The organism is Pantoea sp. JK (assembly GCF_026130245.1).
GTDB lineage: Bacteria > Pseudomonadota > Gammaproteobacteria > Enterobacterales > Enterobacteriaceae > Pantoea > Pantoea trifolii.
In genome coordinates this window covers 91,748-116,200 of the sequence record NZ_JAINFN010000005.1, presented here as the reverse complement: position 1 = coordinate 116,200, position 24,453 = coordinate 91,748, and the positions used below count along the sequence as shown (strand labels likewise).

Below are 24,453 nucleotides of genomic sequence, written 5' to 3'. Positions count from 1 at the left end.
AGTCTCTCCATAAAAAATATGCGGAGAGACTGACATGAGTTACGCCCGGTGAATATCAGCAGGCGCTGGCTTTCAGAGCGCCTTCACAGAGATGGCTTCACCCGCCATTTTCTTACGCAGCGTACGCTTGGTACGGTCGATCACATCGCCCGCCAGCTGACCACAAGCAGCGTCGATATCGTCACCACGGGTTTTACGCACGATGGTGGTGAAACCGTAATCCATCAGGACTTTGGAGAAGCGATCGATACGGCTGTTGGAGCTACGGCCATACGGCGCGCCGGGGAACGGGTTCCATGGAATCAGGTTGATTTTGCACGGCGTCTCTTTCAGCAGTGCCGCCAGTTCATGCGCGTTGTCGGTGCTGTCATTGACGTGATCCAACATCACGTACTCAATGGTGACACGGCCCTGATTGGCGTTGGACTTGCCGATGTAGCGTTTTACCGCCGCAAGGAAAGTCTCGATGTTGTACTTTTTGTTGATCGGCACGATCTCGTCACGAATGGCATCGTTCGGCGCGTGCAGCGAAATTGCCAGCGCTACGTCGATCATGTCGCCCAGCTTATCCAGCGCCGGCACTACACCCGAAGTGGAGAGCGTAACGCGACGTTTTGACAGGCCGAAACCGAAGTCGTCCAGCATGATGTCCATTGCTGGTACCACATTGTTCAGGTTCAGCAGCGGCTCGCCCATGCCCATCATCACCACGTTGGTGATCGGACGCTGACCGGTAATTTTCGCGGCACCGATGATTTTCGCGGCGCGCCATACCTGGCCGATAATTTCTGATACGCGCAGGTTGCGGTTAAAGCCCTGCTGCGCCGTCGAACAGAATTTGCACTCCAGCGCACAGCCTACCTGCGAAGAGACGCACAAGGTTGCGCGATCCGCTTCAGGGATATAGACGGTTTCAACCAGTTGGTCGCCCACGCGAATCGCCCATTTAATGGTGCCATCGGTGGAACGCATCTCTTCCGCCACTTCCGGCGCACGGATTTCAGCGCGCTGCATCAGCTTACCGCGCAGCACTTTGTTGATGTCGGTCATCTGCTCGAAATCATCGCAGCAGTAGTGATACATCCACTTCATGACCTGATCGGCACGGAACGGCTTTTCGCCCATCTCAAGAAAGAATTCACGCATCTGCTGACGGTTAAGATCCAGCAGGTTAATTTTTTCGTTTTTTGGGGAAACAACCACGGGGGAAGCGGACGACGGCGTCACAATCTGTTCGGACATAATGTTCTCTGGCCTCGTTGTTACACGTTACGGCTCTGGTTAATAGTAGGAAAAAAACAGCGCCCTCGCTGAGGCGGGCTCAACAAGGGCGTATAATTGTACTAAATCTGCTGCATGATGCCAGGGGAACCGTTTTACAGATGTTGAACAGCTGTAAAGACGCGTGTCCGCTTAGGCGATCAACGCACTTAGCGAGTGCGTGGGCAGACTTCGTTTTCTGCGAAGAAGTACGCGATTTCGCGTGCTGCAGATTCAGCAGAGTCAGAACCGTGGGTTGCGTTCTCGGTGAAGCTGTCCGCGTAATCCGCACGCAGAGTACCTGCCAGCGCGTTGTCTGGGTTAGTTGCACCCATCAGATCGCGGTGACGCTGAACGGCGTTTTCGCCTTCCAGTACAGAAACCACAACTGGACCAGAAGTCATGAATTCAACCAGACCATCAAAGAATGGACGGCCTTTATGCTCAGCGTAGAAGCCTTCAGCCTGCTCTTTGGTCAGGTGCAGCATTTTTGCGCCAACGATTTTGAAGCCCGCGCTTTCAAAACGGTTATAGATTGCACCAATCACGTTCTTAGCGACGGCGTTTGGTTTCACGATTGAGAAAGTACGTTCGATTGCCATGTTGACCTCTAGTTAGCATCCTGAAGAATCCGGGAGCTCCTCCCGGTAAGAAAACGCGCCGATTATAGGGATATCACAGCGCGTTGCCTATTAGCGATTTGCGGAATTATTGAAAATAATTGATTTTTGTCGGGGCGCGCAGGCAAAAAGTATGCCATATCCATGCACTCAACCGCGGATAAATGACACCGATGAGAGTTGCCCCGCTTCATCCATCACCACCAGTTGATAACTGCCCGGCTCATCCAGCACCAGCGCCGCACCCTTATTATTCGCGTCCCGCTCCAGTGGCTGCCCGTTTAAAAACCACCAGCGCTGCTCACCTTGTCCGCCCTGCACCGCGACCGGCATCACCAGTACCACTTTGCCCGGCAGCGGTTGCACGCGCTGGCCGTTGATCACACCGGTAATCACCATCGGCGGCGCGTTCCCCTGATTGAGCGGCGGACAAGCGGGATCGATCGGTGGCAAGCGCTGCGCACGGCGTTCAGCAACCGGCAGCCAGGGTTCCAGCGGCAGCGGCCACATCAGGCGCTCGTGACTTTGTGCATCCGGGCAATCGGCCGCCACGCGTAATCCCCGGCGGTTCTGCCAGTAGCGCTGGCGCAAACCATTAACGCCTTCCTGCCCCGGCGCCAGCAGCGTTGGCGGCACGGTTTGATTCAATACCCAACTCTGACGACGTTGACGACAGTTCTCGTCGCCGAGGGGCAACGGCTGACCGCCAGGCCAGCAAATGTTCATGGCGCTGACCGCTTGCGGACGCGGATCGCGCGACGCACCGTTCACCGGCATATGTCCTGCCAGCAAATTATTGACCTGATTCATCACCGGCACCGCCGAGGCAAAACCAAATTGCCCGACGACCGGCGTCGCATCGGGTCGCCCAACCCACACGCCAATCAGATAGCGCGGGGTAATGCCAATCGTCCATGCATCGCGATAGCCGTAGCTGGTCCCGGTTTTCCACGCCAAAGGCGCAATCTCCGGCACCGCGCCGCTGGCCGGCGGTTGCGCCGCGCCAGCCAGAATGCGCCGCACAATCCATGCTGCGCCCGGCGACAACAGCGGCCTCTCCTGCAGCGGCTGTGTCGTCAGCCAGCGCAACTGCGCCGCGTTGCCGTGACGGGCAAAGGCGCTGTAGGCCGCCACAATCTCATCCATGCGTGCGCCGGTGCCGCCCAGCACCAGCGACAGATTGGGTTCTGCACCGGCAGGAAAGCGCAGATTCAATCCGACGTTACGCAAGCGCGCGGCGACGGTTTTTGGCCCCAGCGCATCCAGCAACTGCACCGCCGGGAGATTGAGCGATCGCTCCAGCGCATCGCTGGCGCTCACCGGTCCGTGAAAGCCCGAGTCAAAGTTGCCGGGACGATAGTCACCGAAGCGGCGCGGCACATCCTGCAGCAGCGATTCGCCATGAATTAGTCCATCGTCCAGCGCCATGCCATAGACAAAGGGCTTCAGCACCGATCCTGGCGATCGCACGCTGGCGATCATATCGACGTGACCAAAACGGCTGTCGTCATTGAAATCCACCGAGCCGACATAGCCGCGCACTTTCATATTTTGGTGATCCACCACCAGCAGCGCTAGCGAAGTGCGCGGCGGCAAGTTGCTTTTCAGCGACGCTGCCAGATTCTCCAGTTCGCGCTGCAGCGACACATCAAGGGTTGAGGTGATTTTGTTGTCGGGTGACAGCGACAATAAGCGTCGGGCCAGCAGCGGCGCACGTTGCGGCATTTGGCGCGGCGGCAGCCACACTGCTTCTTGTTTGATATCGGCGACATCCTGCACTGACCAGACGTGATATTGCGCAAGGCGATCCAACACTTTATTGCGTGCGGCTTCGGCGCGCTGTGGCCAGCGGTCCGGACGCAGGCGGCTTGGTGCCTGTGGCAGCACCGCCAGCAGCGCCGCTTCACCTTTGGTGAGCTGGGACGGCGGTTTGCCCAGCCACATCCAGCTTGCCGCGCCAACGCCCTCAACCGTGCCACCAAAAGGGGCACGATTGAGATACAGCGTGAGGATATCGCGTTTGGAGAGATGATATTCAAGCTGCAGCGCGCGCCACGCCTGCACCACTTTACCGCGCAGCGTGCGCGGTTGCGGATCGATAAGCCGCGCCACCTGCATGGTGAGCGTGCTGCCGCCGGAGACCACGCCGTGATGCAGTACGTTCTGCCCGACGGCACGCATAATCGCCATCGGATTGATGCCGGGATGCTGCCAGAACCAGCGGTCTTCGTAGGTCAGCAGCGCCTCGATATAAGCGGGCGAGACATCCTGCAGCGTCACCGGATAGCGCCACACGCCTTGCTGGTCAGCAAAGCGCCACAGTGGCGTACCGTCTTCGGCTACTACCACGCGCGCCGGCTGCAAATCACGCAGCGGCAATGGCGTAAGTCGATCCAGCAGCCATAGCGCGGCCAGTAAAATCAGTAAAAAAAGTGGCAGCCAGCGCCACCGCTTTAGTCGCTTACTTCCAGACATTAAGGGTTAACGCACATTGAGTTTTTCCGGCGTGCTGCCAATCGCGCGCCATTCCGGCACATACATCGATTCCACCTGCGGCGGAGGCAGGCGATAGCTGCCCGGCGTCACCGCACGCGCCAGATACAACAACGTGCCCGGCGTGTAGCCATCCAGCGCCAGCGCGGCGACAAAACGGTCGTCACGGAATTCGATATGCTTAATGTTGGCTTGCTGCATATCCATCATGCTCTCTTTCAGCGCATCGGCGCTGTCGCCTAAACTGGCGCTGCTGTCGCTCAGGTTCTGGTTTTCCAGCTCAAGTCCAGCAGGCAGCAGATCCACCACCAGCGCATCACTGACGCGCTCGCTGGCCGCGACTTTGAGCCGCACCACCAGCAGTTCGCCACTTTTCAGGTTGGTGAGATCCGCTGGCTTACCATCCAGCGTGAAGTACTCACGACTGATCTGCAGCACGTTGCTCATCGGCGACGGTGCGGTGCGCGGATAGCCCACCACATTTAGCGTGCCGTAAAGCGGCGACGAATTGTCGCTTTTCACCGACACGCCCTGACGCAGCTGATCTTCCGTCATACCAATATTGAGCGGCTGATTGCTGCTGAGCGGTTCCGCTTTGCCTTGTAGTGTCGCCTGCCAGCTTTCGCCTTTATGCTGCTGCAAGGTGCGGGCGGCGAGGAACAACGCGTTGTTTTCCTGCGTCGAGAACCAGCGCTGTCCGTGCACCGCTTTCGCCAGATCGATCAGCAACGGACCTTGCATCTCCGGCAGCAGCTGGTTTTCCGTCAGCAGCGACAGAATCAGCGCGCGATCGCGCACCGGGCTGCCGTAATCGCCGAGCCAGTTGTTCGGCTTACGTTCCAGGCCAATGCCCTGCGCCAGCGCCAGTTGTGCACGCTGTTGATCGCCCATCAGCTTCAACGCCACGCCAAGCTGCACCATCGTCAGACCCGATTTCGCCTGATCGCGTTTTTCATACAGCGCACGCAACGCACCGAGCGGTGCCTGCTGCTGACGTGCCAGCACCAATCCGGCATAGGCCTGCACGCTGAAACGCAAACCATCGGCATCGCTGCTCCAACTGGTTTCGATCTGCGTGGGATCCTGCAGATAGCGCAGCAGACGCTCGTCGGCACGGGTAATCACGCCATCCGGCACGCTGTAGCCGGCTTCGCTGGCGCGCAGCAGGAAATCAGTGACGTAAGCCGTCAGCCAAAACTCTTCCTGACTCTCTTTGCTCCACAAACCAAAGCTGCCGTTGCCGCGCTGCATGCCGGCAAGGCGCGCGATGCCAGTATCAATCGAGGCACGACGCGCTTCATCATTGCTGGTTTTGATGCCCATCGCCGTCAACTGCGCATGGTTGGTGAACACCGACGGCCAAATGCCGCTGGCGGTCTGTTCAAGGCAGCCATAAGGATAGGCATACAGCGAACTGATATAGCTGGCGATATTCAGCGGTGGACGGTTGCTGAGCGACAGCTGTCCGCTCAAAGTATCCTGCTGCAAGCCGTTGAAGGCGCTCGCCATCACCTGCCAGCTTTGGCCGGTTTGCATCACGTTATCGAAGCTTAGCGTTTGTGCCGGATAAGCCGGACGCACGCCAATTTTCCATTTGCGCTCGCTGGCTGCCAGCGTTTCGCCCGGCAAACTCATGCCGGACACCTTGACCTGCACATCGCCCTCACCAAAGCCGCCCTGCGCTTTGACCGGAATTTGCCAAGTGGTGCGCGCGCCTTTCGCCAGCTGCAAGCTGGCGGGGATCTGGCCGTTGAGCGCGATCTGGCCACTGGCCGTGACGTTGATTTTCAGCGTCTGCGGTTGATCGGTGAGGTTGGTGAGATCCAGCGCCAGCGTGGATTGATCGCCGCTGGCAAGGAAACGCGGTGTCGCCAGTTCACTGATCAACGGCGCAGCGACCACCAGCTTGCGATCGGCCGAGCCGAAGCTGTCGGCGCTCCACACCTGCGCCATCAAACGCAATTCGCCATTAAACGCCGGAATTGGCAGTTCCAGCGTACCTTCGCCGTTGGCATCCAGCGTTACAGGCTGCAATTGCTGCGCCACAATCTGCACCTCGGTGACCGGTTTTTTACCGCCGCGCGACAGCGCATCCGCATCGTCGCCGTCACCGCCAAAGCGCAGCGCGGCCAGCTTGCCACCGCCTTCAATCAGCTGACCAAACACATCGTACTGATCGGCGTTATAGCGCTTGCGGCCAAAAAACGCGTCCCAAGGGTTCGGGGTTTTGTAATCGGTAATGTTGAGCACGCCGCTGTCCACCGCCGAGAGCAATACCTGCACCTGCTGCGGCAACGCGCCACCTTCACGGCTGGCTTTGACCTTCACTTTTAGCGTCTGCTCAGGACGGATTTTATCTGGCGCGTCGAGCGCTACGCTGAGGCGACGCGCTTCGGTCGCCATCGGCAGATGCAGCAAGCCCACCGCACGTTTCGGCGTGACGCCGCTGGCTTTGTCGCCATCACGCACCACGATGGCGCTGAGATAGAGATCGTGTCGCTTCCAGCTGTCGCTAATCGGTACATCAATGGTTGCGCCGCCGGCCGGAACCTCCAGCGGTTGCCACCACAGCGTGCCGCTGCTGGATTCCACCATCAGATAACCTTTACCGGCAGCAGGCGATTCCACCTGCACGTGCGCGGTGTCGCCCGCCTGATAGGCGGTTTTATCGATTTTCAGTTTGACCTGATCCGGACGCAGCGCGCCGGTGCCGTTGGTGTTGTCCTGCCACCCATATCCGGCCTGGAAGCGCACACTGCTAATGATGTTGTCGCCGGCATGCACTTCCAAGCGATAGGTGCCCCACTCCACCGGGAAGCTCACTTTCTGGCTGCCGCCCGCCGCAATGGTGATGCGCTGCTGCTCCTCCTGCAGATCCTTTTGATCGAAGCGCGACTGCCAGCCTTCGCTGTCGGAGAAGCTCCAGTAATAGTCGCGGCGTTCGTGGATCAGGCGCACATCAAGATCTGACGCCGCCAGTTTTTCGCCCTGCGGATTGGCGTAGACCACGTCGAACTCCGCAAGGCTGTTTTCCGCCACGGTCGGCTCATCGTGATAACGGTCGCTACGATAGTCATACACCGATTCGCTGTTAAACAGCGGACGAATGCCGGGCAGCGCCGGAGCCGGCCAAATTGCCTGAGTCGCACGGCGCGTCACCGGACGGCCGCCGGTCTCCAGCAGGCTGGCTTGCAGAATCAGATTGAGCGGCGAATGGCTCTCTTTCCAGCTGCTCTCAACGTTGAGTTGCAACTTGCCGCGCTCATCCAGCTTCTCGTCCACATCATCGAGCGAACGTTTCAGCTCTTCAGTGATGTCGCCAAATTGATAGCCTGGCAGCGCGGCAACCGCTTCACGTGCCGGGCGCAGGAACAGCTGCCCCTGCAACTCGTTACCTGCGGCAGGCGCACCGTACAAATAGCGGCCTTCGACCGCAAAAGTAATGTCGTCATCCGACGCCACCGGCTGCGCGCGGTTGGTTAGATCCAGTGACATGCGCTCCGGCAGGAAGTCTTCTACATGGAACGGCCAGCTGCGCGGCTGGTTGTCGCCGCTGTTGATGCGCAGCGTCCATTCGCCAGTCATTGCGGAAGCGGGCAAGGCGAAGCGATGTTGATAGATGCCGTTATCTGGCTGCCAGACAAAGGTCTGCGACACTTCGCCATTCGGCTGCACCACGTCGGCTTTCACCGGCTGCGGCGGCAACGGTTTGCCATCAGCATCACGCAGCAGCGCGTTAACGATCACCGTTTCACCTGGACGATAGAGATCGCGCGGACCAAATACGAAGAACTGTTTGTCATAGCCTTGCTGGCCATCAATCGGAAATTCAGCCAGATCCAGCGCCGGACGATTGAGATCGATCAGCGAGGTTTGGCCCTTTTGCGTTGCCAACAGCAGTTTGCCTTTGGCATTCGCCGGCAAGCGCAGATGACCGTTGCTGTCGCTGGTGCCGCTGGCGAGTTGTTTGCCTTTTTCATCCAGCAATTGCACGCTAACGTCAGCCAGCGGCGCGCCGTTGAACAGGCTTTGGGCGAACAGTTCCAGCTGTTCGGGGAATTGATGCAGCGACAAACCGATGTCGCTCAATGTGAAGAGTGTCGCCGGCTGCGTGTAGTTGTAGGTTCCGGCCTGTTTCATCACCGCCAGATAGACGCCCGGCTGTTTCAGCGCCTCGACATCGCCCAGCGGCAGCTGCATTTTCTCGCGCGTGTTGCGCGCCGGATTGAGATCGAAGCGTGCGCCGTAAACCAGATCGGCATTTTTCAGCAACTCACGCGATTCCCAGTACGACATGTTGTTGCCGTAATCCCACTGGGCGAGAAAATCGGCCAGCGAGGCACTTTTCACGCGGAAGAAATCGACGTCGACGTTATTCACATTTAATGCCAGCACCGGCAAACCCTGCGTCAGACGCAGCGGCAGCAGCGATCCGCGACTGGCAAAACCCACCATCGGCTGGATATCGCGCGTGGTGAGTGTTTGATTAAATGGCGTGGATAAGGTGCTGCCATCGGCCGCTTTGAGACCGGCATCGACGTTAACCGTCAACTTGCGCGACGGTTCAGGATGGCGAAAACGCAGCGCTTTACCGTTTTGCGCCAGCTCCCAGCCGCCGTCGACCTTGCCGCTTTTATCATCGGTAATGTGCACGTGCGCGGCAAAATCCTGTTTGCTATCAAGCGGCGCGTTGAAGGTCAACACCAGCGCCGCAGCGCCGTCGAGTTGCAGTTCGGAGAGATCGATAACGGACAGCGATTGCGGCGTTGTTGCTGCAGTTGCCGTTTCCTGCGCGTGAATCGTCGAGGTTAAGCCGCCCAGTAATAGACCACCGATCAGCGCGCTGAGCAGCAGCCGGTTAAAACGTTTTGCCATGGTAATTCCCTCACCAGTCCCAGAAGTTAAGAAAACGTAATTTCGCGCAATTTCACATCAACCCGCCAACTTTAGCAATCACACCCTTGAGATAGCGTTCACATTCCCGGACACTGGTCGTTTCCCGTTTGCTGAGAAGAGGTTGCTATGACAGCCATATTTGTGTCCGCTGATTGGTTGAAAGAACATTACACCGAGGAAACATTGCAGGTGCTTGACGCCCGCATGTTGCCGCCTGGCCAGGAAGCCGTACGCGATCTGCAGGCTGAATATCTGGCTGGCCATCTGCCGAATGCCCCGTTCTTTGATATCGAAGCGTTGTCCGATCACACCTCGCCTTATCCGCACATGATGCCGCGCGCCGAATCCTTTGCGGTGGCGATGCGTGAATTGGGCGTCAGCCAGGATAAACATCTGGTGGTGTATGACGAAGGCAATCTGTTCTCGGCACCGCGCGCATGGTGGATGCTGCGCGCCTTTGGCTGCGAAAATGTGTCGATTCTGGCCGGAGGATTGCAGGGCTGGAAAGCGGCTGGTTTCGATGTCGCCACCGGACCGGTTAGTTTGCCGGAGGGCGAATTCGAAGCGACTTATGATGGCACACAGGTGAAACGCCTGACTGACGTGCTGCTGATCAGCCACGAAGGCGGCGCGCAAATTATTGATGCACGCGCGGCCAACCGTTTTAACGCCGAAGTGGATGAACCGCGTCCGGGATTGCTGCGCGGGCATATTCCTCACAGCCTGAACGTGCCGTGGAACAGTTTGGTGGTAAATGGTGAACTGAAACCGGCAGCGGAACTGCGCGATCTGTTTGCTCTGGCGGGCGTAAAACTGGATCAGCCCGTGATCGCCAGCTGCGGGTCGGGTGTTACGGCGGTGGTGGTGATTCTGGCGCTGACGTCGTTGGGTGTGCGGGATGTGACGCTGTACGACGGTTCGTGGGGCGAATGGGGCAGCCGCGACGATTTACCGATCGAGAAGTGATAGCAGGTCGCCATAAATGGCGACCCTACATGTAAGGTGCGGATTATATAATCCGCTGACTGCCCTTGAAATCGCGCAGGAAACTGCCCCAGCGACGTTCATAGAATGGCGTGATGTGGGCAGTAAAGAAGTGGCTTACGCCGCGATCTTCATTCACCACTTCACAGATATCAATCGGCGCATCATCGGCCAGCGTGTCTGTTGCTACGCCGCCCGCCGCCTGAATAATCTCATCGATATCGCTATCGGCTTCGATACCAATCAGCAGGTTGGGTTCTTCGGTGGCACTTTCGCGAATGCTGGCGATGTAAGCACGGCGCACCTGCTTGTACTTGGCAAACAGCTGCGTCAGTGAATCAATCATCTGCGCTGGCGGCTCGGCCACTTCGGACAACAGCAGCGCCTGGCCACCTTCCAGCACGGTTTGCTGGCTCAGCGCACTGCCCTCTTCGCCAATCAAATGGGCGATTTCACCCGGCGAAAACTCTTTGCCCGCAGGCAGCTTCGGATTGAGGAACAGCGTTTCGCCTTGCGTAATCTCAAACAGCGTACGCACCGGCATGCGCAGATAAGGCTGCTCATCTTTGATTGCCTCGCCCATCGCTTCTTCGGAGGTGAAGAACGGGATCACGCTGCCACCACCCTCTTTTTCCCAATGCTGTAATTCCACCGGCGAAGTCGCATCAAACTGCTCAGCGGGACTTTCGCCTGGCACCCAAACATCGGCTTCCAGCAGCAGCTGGAAAAATTCCGGACGGTGCGCAGGCTCGGTGGCCGCCAGCTTCAGCACCTCTTCAAGACGGTTACTCATTTATCGTATTCCAAAAAAGACGGCAAGCTTACGCCTGCCGTGATGAGGACTATTTTAGTAACAGATTGGCGACGGTGCGCACACCCAAACCGGTCGCACCAGCGGACCACTGATCCACCGCGCCTTTGCGATACGTCGCGGAGCAGTCAATGTGCAGCCAGCCTTGCTGATATTTGCTGACGAAATGCGACAGGAACGCCGCCGCGCTGCTGGCACCTGCCGCATGTGACGGGCTGGCAATGTTATTCAGATCGGCAAAGTTCGAAGGCAGATGGCTGCGATGAAACTCGGCCAGCGGCAAGCGCCAGAAGGCTTCGTTTTCGCCGGTCGCGCTGCCAAGCAGCGATTCCGCCAGCACATCGTCAAAGGTAAACAGCGCGTGGTAATCGTTGCCCAGTGCGGTTTTTGCCGCGCCGGTCAGCGTTGCCGCATCGATTAGCAGTTCCGGATTCTGCTCGCTGGCATCAATCAGGCCATCAGCCAATACCAGACGACCTTCCGCATCGGTGTTCATCACTTCCACGGTTTTACCGTTGCGATAGCGAATGATGTCGCCCAGACGGAACGCGTTGCCGCTGACCATGTTGTCGGCGCAGCACAGATACAGTTTCACGCGCTTATTCAGACCGCGTGAAATCGCCAGCGCCAGTGCGCCGGTCAAGGTTGCCGCGCCGCCCATGTCGGACTTCATCGAGTCCATAAAAGCGCTTTGCTTCAGGCTGTAACCGCCGGTATCGAAGGTGATACCTTTACCGACCAGACACGCGTAAACCGGCGCACTTTCATCGCCGCTTGGGTTGTAATCGAGCGCGAGTAATACCGGCGAGCGGGTAGAACCGCGACCCACGGTGTGAAGTCCGGCATAACCCTGCTCGCGCAGATCGTCGCCTTTGGTGATGCGATAGCTCACCGCTTTGCCGCCCACTTCATTGATCAGATCAACCGCGTTGTGTGCCAGTTGCTCTGGGCTGAGATCTTCCGCTGGCAGGTTGATGGTGTCGCGCACCCAATCGACAATCTTCAGGCGACGCGCAAATTCAGCCTGATCGGCCTCATTAAATTCCGGCCACTCGACCTGACGTTTGCCTTTCGGGCTGCGATAGCCTTGCCAGAATGCCCAGCACTTCTCCAAATCCCAGCCTTCGCCCTGCAGGCCGACGTGACGAATGCCCTGACCGTCCAGCTTGCGACCCGCGCGCTGGATGCTCATCAGCGCATCTGCGCCAGTCAGGTGAATGGTCATGCCACTTTCGTTGCTGCTCAGCAGCGCTTTTTCACCCCAGCGCGCGTCGGCGGCCTGGGAGCTGAGCGTAATTATCATCGGTTGTGTTGTCATCGCGTGGCTCCGTTTGCGTTAGGTGTCACCTTGCGCCAGAACCGGCGCAAGGGGTGCATGAATTAGCGGGCGTTTGTTGCAGGCGAGAGCGCCCGCAGACGGGTTACCGCTTTGTTGACCAGCTCGATAGCGTACTCAATTTCCTCTGCGCTGGTGAAGCGTCCGAGCGAAAAACGCAGCGAGCTGTGTGCCAGCTCCTGTTCGACGCCCATCGCGCGCAGCACGTAGGAAGGTTCGAGACTGGCCGAGGTGCAGGCGGAACCGGATGACAGCGCCAGATCTTTCAGCGCCATAATCAGCGATTCGCCATCGACGTGGGCAAAACTGATATTGAGGATGTTTGGAGCGCCCTGATCCAGCGAACCGTTGAGGTTCACGTTACCCAGTTGACGAATGCCACTCCACAGACGCTGGCGCAACCCGGACAGACGCGCCATTTCGCTGCTCATCTCTTCACGTGCAATGAGGTAGGCTTCGCCCATGCCGACAATTTGATGCACCGGCAATGTGCCAGAACGCATGCCGCGCTCGTGGCCGCCACCGTGCATTTGCGCATCTATTTGCAGACGCGGTTTACGGCGCACCCACAGCGCGCCGATGCCTTTCGGTCCATACAACTTGTGCGCCGAGAAGGACATCAAATCCACTGGCAGTTCAGTGACGTCTATCGGCAGTTTGCCAACGCTTTGCGTGGCATCAACGTGGAACAGGATGTCACGCGCACGGCACAGCGCGCCGAGGGCGGCGATATCCTGAATCACACCGGTTTCATTATTAACGTGCATCAGCGACACCAGCACCGTGTCGTCGCGCAGTGCAAATTCGAGCATCTGCGGCGTGACGATACCGTCGCTGCCCGGCTGTAAGAAAGTGACATCAAAGCCTTCGTGCGCCAGTTGCTGGCAACTGTCGAGCACCGCTTTGTGTTCGGTTTGGCTGGTAATAATGTGCTTGCCGCGCGCCTGATGGCATTGCGCTGCACCTTTAATCGCAAGGTTGTCCGCTTCGGTCGCGCCGGAGGTAAAGACGATTTCACGCGGATCGGCGTTGACCAGCTCCGCAATCTGATTGCGAGCTACATCAACAGCTTCTTCGGCCTGCCAGCCAAAACGGTGGGAACGGGACGCGGGGTTACCGAAAGTGCCATCCATCGTGAGGAACTGCATCATTTTGGTGGCGACACGCGGATCCGCAGGCGTAGTGGCTGCGTAATCCAGGTAAATCGGTAATTTCATTGCGCTAAAACTCCGTATAAAAAATCATACGTCTTTATAGCACGAATCGGCCTTTCCAGTATGAACCCGTCATGCTTCAAGTTATAGGTGCGTTGGCTGCACTCACTCACCCCAGTCACATACTTATGTATGCTCCTGGGGATGCGCTCGCTTGCCGCCTTCCTCTAACTCGGATCATTTAGGGTTGGGAAAACCACGCTAAGCTATATTACGCGCGCAGATTAACGTTGATGGTTTCTTGCACACGATGCTGCTGGAAGCGGCGATTATCGACCGTGTTCTGGCGATCGGCCACTTCGAGGATTTCCTGATTATTCACCAGTTCCGCCAGCGTGATGTTGTTGAGGAAATCGCTAATGCGCTCACTCAGGTCACGCCACAAAACGTGGGTCAGGCAACGCTCGCCGCCCTGGCAGCCTTCTTTGCCCTGGCATTTGGTGGCGTCGACAGATTCGTCAACGGCGGTAATTACCGCGCCCACAGCAATCGCGCTTGAATCTTTACCTAACAGATAACCGCCACCTGGACCACGAACGCTGGCCACCAAGCCGTGCTTACGCAGACGCGAGAATAACTGCTCCAGATAGGACAACGAGATGCCCTGACGCTCAGAAATGTCAGCTAGCGGCACCGGGCCCTCATTGGAGTGCAGTGCAACGTCCAGCATAGCGGTTACGGCATAACGTCCTTTGGATGTCAGTCTCATAGCATACAACCTCGTAAGCGTCCGTCCGGTTATCGGCGGGTTATCTGATGAATTGGATGCAGTCTGACATTCCTGAGTAAAACGGTCAACTATTTAACCGAGTAATTTACTCAACTATTTAACCAGGTGTTTTACTCAACTATTATCCACATTCCCTTTGCGCTTTTCGAACGATGCCATCATACCGCGCAGGATGTTCAGTTCATCGCGTTCCGGACGCGCACGCGTATATAAACGACGCAGCTTGCTCATCACCTGGCTTGGCGTACCTTCACGGATAAAGCCGCTGTTCAGCATCATCTGCTCGATGTGCTGATAGAAGCGCTCGAGATCGTCAACCAGAGGATACGGTGACTCGACAGCTTGCTCCGTCGGCGCGGCTTTTTCCTGCGCGTCCAGCCAGGCCATGCGCACTTCGTAAGCGATGATCTGCACCGCCATCGCCAGGTTCAGTGAGCTGTATTCCGGATTGGCCTGAATCGCGACGTGATAGTGACACTTCTGCAACTCTTCGTTGGTCAGGCCGACGCGCTCGCGGCCAAACACCAACGCAACCGGTGCCTGCTGGCCCTCTTCCACGCTCTTAATGCCGCACTCACGTGAATCCAACATTGGCCACGGCAGTGAACGTGAACGTGCGCTGGTGCCAACCACCAAACTACAGCCGGCAATGGCTTCATCCATGGTATCGACAATGCGCGCATTACCAATGACATCGCTGGCACCGGCGGCGAGGGAAATGGCCTGTGAATCCGGTTTCACCAGCGGATTGACCAGATAAAGGTTGGTTAAGCCCATGGTTTTCATCGCGCGTGCGACCGAGCCCATGTTGCCCGTGTGCGAGGTTTCTACCAGTACGATTCGGATATTCTGCAGCATAATTAGAAGCGGTCAGGGAAATGATGGCGCGCATCCTAACATAAAAAGAGGACATTTGCTGAACACACTGATATACTCCGCGCCGTTTTCCCCGTTCTTTAACATCCAGCGAGAGATACCGATGCATCCGATGCTCAACATCGCCGTGCGCGCAGCGCGCAAGGCCGGAAATTTAATTGCCAAGAATTATGAAACCCCGGACGCAGTTGAAGCTAGCCAGAAAGGCAGCAACGACTTCGTTACCAATGTTGACCGTGACGCAGAACGTCTGATTATCGAAGTAATTCGTAAATCGTACCCGAAACACACCATCATCACCGAAGAAAGCGGTGAACTGGCGGGCGAAGATCAGGACATTCAATGGGTAATCGATCCGCTGGATGGCACCACCAACTTCATCAAGCGTCTTCCACACTTCTCAGTATCTATCGCTGTGCGCATTAAAGGCCGCACCGAAGTCGCTGTGGTTTACGATCCAATGCGTAACGAACTCTTCACCGCCGTACGCGGTCAGGGCGCCCAGCTGAACGGCTATCGCCTGCGCGGCAGCACGGCTCGCGATCTGGATGGCACCATTCTGGCTACCGGCTTCCCGTTCAAGTTGAAGCAGCACGCAACGCCATACATCAACATCGTTGGCAAACTGTTTACTCAGTGTGCCGATTTCCGTCGCACCGGTTCAGCGGCGCTGGATCTGGCTTACACCGCTGCGGGTCGCGTTGATGGTTTCTTTGAGATTGGCCTGAAGCCGTGGGATTTTGCCGCGGGCGAACTGCTGGTGCGTGAGGCGGGCGGCCTGGTGACTGACTTTACCGGCAACCACGGTTACGTGATGTCAGGTAACATCGTTGCGGGTAACCCACGCGTAGTGAAAGCGATGCTGGCATCGATGCGTGAAGAATTGAGTGAAGCGCTGAAGCGCTAAGTGAGAAAAGGCGGCTGAATCAGCCGCCTTTTTTATTACCGACGTTCGTGACTTAATACCTGACGCGGTTGCGTCTTGCGTCCTACGCGTCCCATCAAGGCCGCCAGTACCGCTTCAATCACCAGCATGAAGAAGGTGAACCAGCTTGCTTTCGCCGTCGCGGCAGCCGCTTGCTCAGCCACTTCACGCGCTTTCTGCTCCGCTTGCTGTTTCAATTGCTGATATTGCTGTACGGCTTTTTTGTAGCTCTCTTCAGTCTGCGTCACAATCTGCTCAACTTCCTGATCGCTTTTACCGGTACGCGCTTTAATAATATTTTTCAGCGCATCACGATCGGCAGCCTGCAATGTATCTGAATGACGATTCATAACGCCTTTCAACCAATTAGCCAGATCATTATCAGCATTCTGTGGATTTTGTGCGGTTTGTTCCGCTTGATTTTGCGCATTATTGGCTTCGTTATTTACATCCTTTTGCAGATTCTCAGGTTGTAATTCTGACTTACCCGTTTGACGCAGCGTGGTTTGTAATTCGTTTTTTAAATCATCTAAATTGATATTACTTTCCTGCAGCTTCTCTTTTGCCATATTGGTCAGTGATGGCGCAGCTGCGGAAATTCCATTGCCCACGGCATTTACGCCAGCACCTAAAATATTAAAGGCACCGCCAATAACGCCAGTCGCAAGGGTAATGGCAAGCCATAATGTCAAAATGGTGCTGACGCCAAACATTAATAATCCGTGCATCGCCCCTTCGCGCTGTGCCAAACGTCCCGCCACATAGCTACCGACGGCCATGGCAATCAGCATACTCACGCCAGTCCAGATTAATGCACCGGTTCCCAGATGCTGCAGCGGATTTTGTTCCTGTTGTGGATCGATGGATGTTGCACCAATCGCAGTACCTAATATCCCCAATAAAAGATGAATGATTAGCGCAGCGATAACGCCGGCAAACACTGCGCTCCAGGAAATACGCTTTAATGGTAGGCCGCCATGCACTTCGTGCACCGTATCCACGCTGCCATTATTAATCCGAGTTTCAGGCATCGTTTTCTCCTCGCAGAATGTTTTTCTGAAATATTATAATTTCTCAATTCACCAGAGCATTGACTGGTGTAATTTATCTTAGACAGAGAAATCTATTTTCACCAGCACACCAGGAGGAGATATTTAATTAACTATTGAGGGGGGAACACTTGCAGAAGTGGGTTATTTACACTACCCAAACATCCTAATTTCAAAAAGGACGAATTCCGCCGCCAATGCCCGGTGAAGCACTTTGCCATAATGCAACGCCCGCAACGATTAACAGCACGCTGCCCAATAAGGCGAGCAGCGGAACCAGCAGCCTGGCCGCAGGATGGCTGCCGCCAGCCTGTCCTAAACGTTGCGCCAGCACACGGGAACGCTGCACTAACAAGCCGAGCGCCGAAACCGTCAACGCCGTGCCCACCGCCATCGCCACGGCAGAGGCAACGCCCCACGCATAAACGCCGATCACTTTGGCAAACAGCAGCATCATGATGGCACCGGAACAGGGCCGCAGCCCCATGGAAAACACCACCAGCGCCTGCGTTTTAGCGCTAACCGCCTGATCCATTTGCGCAGCGCTAGGCAGATGTGCATGACCGCAGCCGCAGTGTTCATCATGCTGATGTGTAGGACGAATAGAGTGGATCTGCAGCTTTGGCTGAGGGCGCAATTGCTGGCGCAGCGATCGTAATGCACGCCAACCGACCCAAACACCCAGCGCGACAATGAGCAGATAACTGCCCTTCTCCAACCAGTAACTGCCGAGATGCATCTGGCGTGACGAGGTTTGCAGCACCACCAGCATCAGCGTCACCAAACCAATCGCCACGCCGCCCTGCAGCAATGCCGCCAATAGCGTCAGTTTCATGCTGGTTTTCAACTTTGCCGGATGAGTGGCGAGGAAGGTGGTGATCACCACTTTGCCGTGTCCCGGCCCCAGCGCATGCAACACGCCATACACAAGGCTGAACAGCATCAGCGTCACACCCGCCTGCTGCGGTTGTTCAGCGACCTGCTGCAACAGCTGCGTCATCTCGCGATTCAGGACTTTTTGCCACAGCACGCTTTGCAGCAAAATCTGCGACCAGTGCTGCCACAGCAGTACGCTCGCCAGCAGTAATAACGCCGCCATCAGCCACAGCGGCCATAAACGACGTGAGCGGGAAGGCAGTGAAATCAGTGACATGTCAGCGTTACCGTTTGGGCGAATTGCTGGCCAAGGTCCATATCCTCCGGCGGCGCATCGGCTTTATCCAGCGACAGCGCATATTGCTTCAGCGAGTCATCCGGTTTCGGCGTGTGCAGTTCGATTTGGCAGTGCGATTTAACGGTGTCGTCCATGGTTAATGCCTGTGGATTATCGTAATACATATCAACGAAATAGCTGGGATCAAAGGTCTGAATACGATACTGCTTCGCACTTAATAACTGTGGCTCGCCAAACGGCACGATGAACTCCAGCACCGCTTTGTTGCCGTTACGCGATAAGTTGTACTCTTTCGGCAGGTTGAGGAATTTAACCCGATTCTTGTCCTGCCACACTTCAGTGAAATAGTGCTGACCGAGCACGTTGGCCATCACCTGCGCCGCCAGCTTTTTCCATACCACATCGCCAGGTTTGGCCTTACCTGCGTCGTACAGCAGATCGGCGGAGGTAATCTCATCCATGGTCCACACCATTTTCATGCCGCTGAGATGTTGGTTGTCACTGATGAACTCGGTTTTCATGTCAATAAAGCTGTGCGGATGTGACCAGGCTGCGGTGCTGAACAACAGCGTAAACGTAATGAGTGCAATTTTCATGTGTTATAAAGTAACAATTTTAAAGTGAAGTGTAGAGTGGTCCAGAAAAATTGTGACCCGCCCTAAAGCTCTGAACAAAAGTCACGACAAAGTGCAAGGTTACCGCGTGGAGTTAGCTATTCTTAGCTCAAAAGTGACCTGCGGATAAACCATTGATGAGTTCTGCACCTTCCTCTGCACCACTCTTCAGCCGCTCCCAGCGTCGTTGTCATCTGTTACTGCTGCTATTTCTGCCCGCTCCCGCGTTGACGCTTGAAAAGCTCTGCCAGTTAAATGGCGTGGCGCCTGTTGTCGCCCGACAGGATATCGCGGATGTGGGAGAGGAGATACAGCGTTACCATCAACTGGAGCTACACCAGATGGTCGATGGCAGCTTCCGCATTCATGGGACGGAACTGGACAGGCGGCTGTGCCTGATCCACTGGCTGCGACGCGCGCTGCGTTTGTCGCAGGATTTTGTCTGCGAGCATTTTGCCCCGGTGCTGCGTCAGCGCTTGAAAGTACTGAAAATCGAGAAAGCGCTGTGGGATGAAACCAACCTGCAGGCGCTGATCCAGCACTGCAGTTTGCGCCTGGCGCGCGACTTCAGCGCACGCGACCGCCTGTTTCTGCAAATCTTCATGAAGTATTCGCTGTGTCAGCGACAAAACGCGCTGTTCAATGAAGGGCAACGCGCATGGCTGGCGGAAAAAGCCGAACGTGCTGCCGCCGACGACGTGATTCATCACTGGCAGAAACGCTGCCACATAGCGCCGGATGTGAGCGAAACCGACTTCTGGACGTTGTTGTTTAGCTTGATTCACGCGCCAACCGCTACGCAACTGGAACATCCACAAGCGGTAAAGCTGATGCAGTCAGTGGAAGCGCTGATTACGCGCTTTGAGCAACTGGCACAAACCACCTTCAAAAATCGATCCGAACTTACTCAGCAACTCTTTACGCATCTGGCGCAGGCGCTGGATCGCAGTCATTTCGCCATCGGCATTGATAACAGCGTGGCGCTGGATGTTGCACGGCTCTATCCACGCCTGTTGCGCACCACTGAACGCGCACTTGAGCATTTCAGCCGTAATTTTGCCACGCGCTTTAGTGCTGAAGAGGTGAGTTTGGTGGCGGTATTGTTTGGTGCCTGGCTGATGCAGGAGAGTGCATTGCAGGAAAAGCAGGTGTTGCTGCTGACAGGCGCGGATGCCGCGCTGGAGCAGTTGCTGGAGCAGCAGCTACGGGAAATGACGCTGCTACCGATTAACATCAGCTATCAGGACGTTGTGCATTTTCAGCGTGAAGGCGCGCCGCGCGATATCGCGCTGGTGATCACGCCGTATGCCATTTCGTTGCCGCTGTTTTCACCGCCGCTGATTCAGGCTGAGCTGCCGCTGAGTAGCCATCAGCAGCAGCGCATTCGCCAATTGCTGGAGAGTTAAGCGGCGCGTGGACGCAGGAACAGCGCCGGCAGCGCCACTAACGCCATCACCCAGAACAGATGTCCTTGCAGATGAGCAAACAGCACACCACAAATCATGGTCATCACCGCAATCCCGCCGCCCATGGCCAGCGCCGAGTAGAGCGATTGCAGACGAATCACTTGCGCACCTTTGCGCGCGGCAATAAATCGCATCGCCGCTAAATGGCAGACGGTAAAGCTGCCGCAGTGCAGAATCTGCGCCACGATCAGCAACGGTAAGGCGGTGCTGGAGCCGAGCATCGTCCAGCGGATGATGGCGCACACGCCTGATAACAGCAGCAAATCGCGCGCGCTCCAGCGGCGGAACAGTCGGCTGCTAAGAGCAAAGATGATGATTTCTGCCACCACGCCCAGCGACCATAAATAGCCGATAATCGATGCGGCATAACCGCTCTCCTGCCACCAGATGGCGCTGAAGCTGTAGTAAGCCGCATGTGCGCCCTGCAACAATGTCACGCATAACATAAAGCGCCACACCGCATTTTCGCGCAGCAAATCACGCCATGCCTGCCAGCCACCGTCGGTGGATGTCTGACGTTCACTGCCCTGCGGCTTCGTCGCAGGCGTTAACATCATCCCACCCAACATGCCGATCGCGCCCAGTGACAGCAGCACCAGAATCGCCTGAGACGAGAACGCAGTAACTAGCATACCGGTTAAGGCAGAACTGATGACAAACGCCAGCGACCCCCACAAACGAACCGGACCATAAGTCAGACCGATTTGCTGCGTCCAGGTGGCGGCCAGCGCATCACTTAACGGCACCAGTGGTGAGAAAAACAGATTAAAGCCGATCATCACGAACAGCAGCCACATCCACTGTTGCCCCAGCCAATAACCGATGGCGAACAGGCAGGTCATTAGCGACAGCAGACGCAGCGCGGTGATCAGCTGTGAGGGATTTTTTACCTGCGAGGCAATCAGCAAACTGCCGACAAAACGCGCCACCATGCCACAACCCAGCAGCAGGCCGATTTTTTCCGCATCGAGTCCGGTGCCTTTTAGCCAGACGCTCCAGAAAGGTAGGTAAATGCCGTAACAGAAGAAGTAAGTGAAGTAGCCCAAACCGAGCCATTTGGCGGAGCCGATTGCCATATTCCCTCCAGCAAAAATGCTGCTGAGCAGCACGAGTGGCCGCTACTTTGTCAGAGCGCTGCCGCGACGGCAATAAAAAAAGGATGGCTTGCGCCATCCTTTTATGAACTGCATCGACCAGCGTAAAGCTTACGCGTACACCGGCAGACGGCTGCAGATTTCCAGCACTTTCTGTTTAGTACGTTCGATGGTCGCTTCGTCGTTGATGTTGTCCAGCACGTCAGCGATCCAGCCAGCCAGCTCGCGAACGTCAGCTTCTTTAAAGCCACGGCGCGTCACCGCTGGGGTACCGATACGCACGCCAGAAGTCACGAATGGGCTCTTCGGATCGTTGGGTACGCTGTTTTTATTTACGGTAATGTTGGCACGGCCCAGAGCGGCATCGGCTTCTTTACCGGTCAGGTTTTTGCTGACCAAATCGATCAGGAACAAGTGGTTGTGTGTGCCACCTGAAACGATGTTGTAACCGCGCTCCAGCAGAACTTCCACCATCGCTTTCGCGTTCTTAGCCACCTGCTGCTGATAAGTCTTGAACTCTGGCTCCATCGCTTCTTTGAACGCCACCGCTTTACCCGCGATCACGTGCATCAGAGGACCGCCCTGACCACCCGGGAACACCGCGGAGTTCAGTTTTTTATACAGGTCTTCGTCACCGTTTTTCGCCAGGATCAGGCCGCCGCGCGGACCCGCCAAGGTTTTATGGGTAGTTGAAGTCACGATGTGCGCATGAGGAACCGGGTTCGGGTAAACGTCTGCCGCGATCAGGCCCGCAACGTGTGCCATATCAACGAACAGGTACGCGCCGACGCTGTCTGCGATTTCACGCATTTTGGCCCAGTCACACACGCCAGAATAAGCAGAGAAGCCGCCGACGATCATTTTTGGCTTGTGAGTTTGCGCCAGTTCAGCCAGCTCTTCGTAGTTGATTTTGCCGGTTTCATCGATGCCGTAAGGGATAACGTTGTACAGCTTACCTGACAGGTTCACCGGAGAACCGTGCGTCAGGTGACCACCGTGCGCCAGGTTCATACCCAGAATGGTGTCGCCCGGCTGCAGCAGCGCAGTATATACCGCGAAGTTGGCCTGAGAACCCGAGTGCGGCTGCACGTTAGCGAAATCTGCGCCGAACAGCTCTTTAGCGCGATCGATCGCCAGCTGCTCAACGATATCGACGTATTCACATCCGCCGTAATAGCGTTTGCCCGGATAGCCTTCGGCATATTTGTTGGTGAGCTGTGAACCTTGGGCCTGCATTACGCGTGGGCTGGTGTAGTTTTCAGAAGCAATCAGTTCAATGTGCTCTTCCTGACGCACTTTCTCTTGCTCCATAGCCTGCCACAACGCGGCATCATAATCGGCAATGTTCATATCACGCTTTAACATCCGGACTCTCCTGACTCAGCTAACTTTTTAACGGCAGTTTAGGCCCCGGCTAGGGGGCGAAGGCGAACAGTGTAAACGGTTTTGACAGGTGACGGTAGCGTCAATCCCCTCTTTTTGCGCAAACGATTGGCATGGCGCTGGAACGGGTTTTTTACGCTTTTTTGCAAACCGGAAAATCACGAAATTTGCTCACTTTCATCGCGAAAGAATTTCAGCTTTGCGGGCCAGCTCGCACCTCTTTTGCTTAATCCTTAATCACAACAGGGGATTTACAGGCGCTGCGATTACTCATAAGATGCATTTAAAATACATGTTTAAATTCACCTTGAGGATTTCACCATGCTCGACGCGCAAACCATCGCCACCATCAAATCGACCTTGCCCGCCATTGCCCAGATCGGTCCGCAACTTACCGGCCATTTCTACCAGCGTTTACTGACGCAACATCCTGAACTGAAAAACGTGTTCAACATGAACAATCAGCGCAGCGGCAATCAGCGGGAAGCATTGTTCAACGCCATTGTGGCGTATGGCAGCAATCTGGAAAATTTGGCCGTGCTGTTGCCGGCAGTGGAGAAAATTGCGCAGAAGCATGCCAGCCTGAACATTCAGCCTGAGCAGTACGCCATTGTCGGTGAAAATCTGCTGGCGACGATTGATGAGCTGCTGCATCCGGGTGAAGAGGTGTTGACCGCGTGGGGCAAAGCGTATGGTGTGCTGGCCGATGTGTTTATCCAGCGTGAAGAAGCCATCTATTCAGCCTCCGAAGAGAAAACCGGCGGCTGGCGCGGAGCGCGTGATTTCCGTATTCGCGCCATCAATCAGGAAAGTTCGGTAATCAAGAGTTTTGAACTGGTGCCAAACGACGGTCAGCCGGTGGCAACCTTCCTGCCGGGACAGTATCTGGCGATCAGCTTACAACCGGCAGGTTTTGAAAATATCCAGCATCGCCAGTATTCGCTGACGCACCAGCCCAATGGGCAGTTTTATCGCATCGCGGTTAAACGCGAAGCGCTGGGCAGCGTGTCGGGCTGGCTGCACGATAACGCGCAGGTGGGCGATATCGTGCAGTGCGCTGCGCCAGCCGGTGATTTCTTCCTGCAGGCTGAAGCCGCTACGCCGATTACGCTGATCTCGGCTGGCGTCGGTCAAACCCCCATGCTGGCGATGCTGGCTAACCTGGCGCAGCAGCAACATCCGGCGGCGGTTAACTGGCTGCACGCCGCAGAAGCCGGTTCGCAGCATGCATTTGCCGAAGAGGTGAAATCCCTTGGCGAACGCCTGCCAAACTTCACCAGCCACGTTTGGTATCGTCAGCCGGAAGGTGCAGACGCCGGACGTTACGACGCGCAAGGCTTGATGGATTTAGCAAGCGTATCCGCCGCGCTCAATCAGGCCGATCGTCAGTTCTGGATCTGTGGTCCACTGCCGTTTATGCAGTTTGTCGCGCGTCAACTGGTTGACGCCGGCATCAATGCCGATCGCATCCACTACGAAGTGTTCGGCCCGCACAAGGTGCTGTAAAACAAAAACCTGCACAAGGCAG

General features: G+C 56.3%; 18 protein-coding genes. 4 read left to right on the top strand and 14 right to left on the bottom strand.

Annotated features, from left to right (window positions below; translation table 11 throughout):
- Positions 1-72 precede the first annotated feature (72 nt).
- The 4 genes from PanJK_RS12860 to PanJK_RS12845 form a co-directional block, all read right to left on the bottom strand.
- Positions 73-1,242, bottom strand: coding sequence for a bifunctional tRNA (adenosine(37)-C2)-methyltransferase TrmG/ribosomal RNA large subunit methyltransferase RlmN (locus PanJK_RS12860; RefSeq protein WP_007884898.1), 1,170 nt, complete (start codon positions 1,240-1,242; stop codon positions 73-75).
- A gap of 188 nt (positions 1,243-1,430) precedes the next feature.
- Entirely contained in the window at positions 1,431-1,862 is a 432-nt protein-coding gene (gene ndk, locus PanJK_RS12855) for a nucleoside-diphosphate kinase (RefSeq protein ID WP_007884899.1), read from the bottom strand.
- Between the two features lie 168 nt (positions 1,863-2,030).
- Complete coding sequence (gene pbpC / locus PanJK_RS12850) at positions 2,031-4,355, bottom strand: peptidoglycan glycosyltransferase PbpC (RefSeq protein WP_265300187.1); 2,325 nt, start codon at positions 4,353-4,355, stop codon at positions 2,031-2,033.
- Between the two features lie 6 nt (positions 4,356-4,361).
- Positions 4,362-9,248, bottom strand: a complete 4,887-nt coding sequence (locus tag PanJK_RS12845; protein ID WP_265300185.1) for an alpha-2-macroglobulin family protein — start codon at positions 9,246-9,248, stop codon at positions 4,362-4,364.
- A 147-nt stretch (positions 9,249-9,395) separates the two neighbouring features.
- Here PanJK_RS12845 and sseA point away from each other — a divergent pair, with 147 nt between their 5' ends.
- Positions 9,396-10,235: a 3-mercaptopyruvate sulfurtransferase gene (gene sseA, locus PanJK_RS12840; RefSeq protein ID WP_265300183.1), complete on the top strand. Its 840-nt coding sequence runs from the start codon at positions 9,396-9,398 to the stop codon at positions 10,233-10,235.
- A 43-nt stretch (positions 10,236-10,278) separates the two neighbouring features.
- Here the strand turns inward: sseA and sseB are convergent, their stop codons facing one another.
- The 5 genes from sseB to trmJ all read right to left on the bottom strand — a co-directional run bounded on the left by sseB (position 10,279) and on the right by trmJ (position 15,202).
- Positions 10,279-11,046 (bottom strand): enhanced serine sensitivity protein SseB, encoded by a 768-nt coding sequence (gene sseB / locus PanJK_RS12835; protein WP_179449864.1) that lies wholly within the window; start codon positions 11,044-11,046, stop codon positions 10,279-10,281.
- A 49-nt stretch (positions 11,047-11,095) separates the two neighbouring features.
- The gene (gene pepB, locus PanJK_RS12830) at positions 11,096-12,382 is read right to left on the bottom strand and encodes an aminopeptidase PepB (protein ID WP_265300179.1); all 1,287 of its coding nucleotides are present in this window, start codon (positions 12,380-12,382) and stop codon (positions 11,096-11,098) included.
- A 62-nt stretch (positions 12,383-12,444) separates the two neighbouring features.
- Positions 12,445-13,617: an IscS subfamily cysteine desulfurase gene (locus tag PanJK_RS12825; protein WP_265300176.1), complete on the bottom strand. Its 1,173-nt coding sequence runs from the start codon at positions 13,615-13,617 to the stop codon at positions 12,445-12,447.
- A gap of 208 nt (positions 13,618-13,825) precedes the next feature.
- Entirely contained in the window at positions 13,826-14,323 is a 498-nt protein-coding gene (gene iscR, locus PanJK_RS12820; protein WP_008108287.1) for a Fe-S cluster assembly transcriptional regulator IscR, read from the bottom strand.
- 135 nt (positions 14,324-14,458) lie between these two features.
- Positions 14,459-15,202 (bottom strand): tRNA (cytosine(32)/uridine(32)-2'-O)-methyltransferase TrmJ, encoded by a 744-nt coding sequence (gene trmJ, locus PanJK_RS12815; RefSeq protein WP_008108285.1) that lies wholly within the window; start codon positions 15,200-15,202, stop codon positions 14,459-14,461.
- A gap of 121 nt (positions 15,203-15,323) precedes the next feature.
- Here trmJ and suhB point away from each other — a divergent pair, with 121 nt between their 5' ends.
- A complete protein-coding gene (gene suhB, locus PanJK_RS12810; protein WP_008108283.1) occupies positions 15,324-16,127 on the top strand; it encodes an inositol-1-monophosphatase in 804 nt (267 codons plus the stop codon).
- Positions 16,128-16,162: 35 nt separating this feature from the next.
- On the opposite strand, the gene PanJK_RS12805 is transcribed toward suhB, so the two are convergent.
- From PanJK_RS12805 to PanJK_RS12795, 3 genes are all read right to left on the bottom strand, one after another.
- Positions 16,163-17,176, bottom strand: coding sequence for a hypothetical protein (locus PanJK_RS12805; protein WP_256697125.1), 1,014 nt, complete (start codon positions 17,174-17,176; stop codon positions 16,163-16,165).
- 190 nt (positions 17,177-17,366) lie between these two features.
- On the bottom strand, positions 17,367-18,347 hold the full coding sequence (locus tag PanJK_RS12800; RefSeq protein WP_265300170.1) for a nickel/cobalt transporter: 981 nt from the start codon (positions 18,345-18,347) through the stop codon (positions 17,367-17,369).
- The gene (locus tag PanJK_RS12795) at positions 18,338-18,964 is read right to left on the bottom strand and encodes a DUF1007 family protein (RefSeq protein ID WP_061717983.1); all 627 of its coding nucleotides are present in this window, start codon (positions 18,962-18,964) and stop codon (positions 18,338-18,340) included. The genes PanJK_RS12800 and PanJK_RS12795 overlap by 10 nt, the downstream gene beginning before the upstream one ends.
- 155 nt (positions 18,965-19,119) lie before the next feature.
- Between PanJK_RS12795 and csiE the strand changes: the two genes are divergently transcribed.
- Positions 19,120-20,388, top strand: coding sequence for a stationary phase inducible protein CsiE (csiE, locus tag PanJK_RS12790; protein WP_265300167.1), 1,269 nt, complete (start codon positions 19,120-19,122; stop codon positions 20,386-20,388).
- Here the strand turns inward: csiE and PanJK_RS12785 are convergent.
- Both PanJK_RS12785 and glyA read right to left on the bottom strand, forming a co-directional pair.
- Entirely contained in the window at positions 20,385-21,524 is a 1,140-nt protein-coding gene (locus tag PanJK_RS12785) for a 3-phenylpropionate MFS transporter (protein WP_265300165.1), read from the bottom strand. The two genes, csiE and PanJK_RS12785, sit on opposite strands and share 4 nt — an antisense overlap.
- Positions 21,525-21,653: 129 nt before the next feature.
- Complete coding sequence (gene glyA / locus PanJK_RS12780; RefSeq protein WP_176971039.1) at positions 21,654-22,907, bottom strand: serine hydroxymethyltransferase; 1,254 nt, start codon at positions 22,905-22,907, stop codon at positions 21,654-21,656.
- A gap of 339 nt (positions 22,908-23,246) precedes the next feature.
- Between glyA and hmpA the strand changes: the two genes are divergently transcribed.
- On the top strand, positions 23,247-24,431 hold the full coding sequence (hmpA, locus tag PanJK_RS12775; protein WP_265300162.1) for an NO-inducible flavohemoprotein: 1,185 nt from the start codon (positions 23,247-23,249) through the stop codon (positions 24,429-24,431).
- Positions 24,432-24,453: the final 22 nt, after the last annotated feature.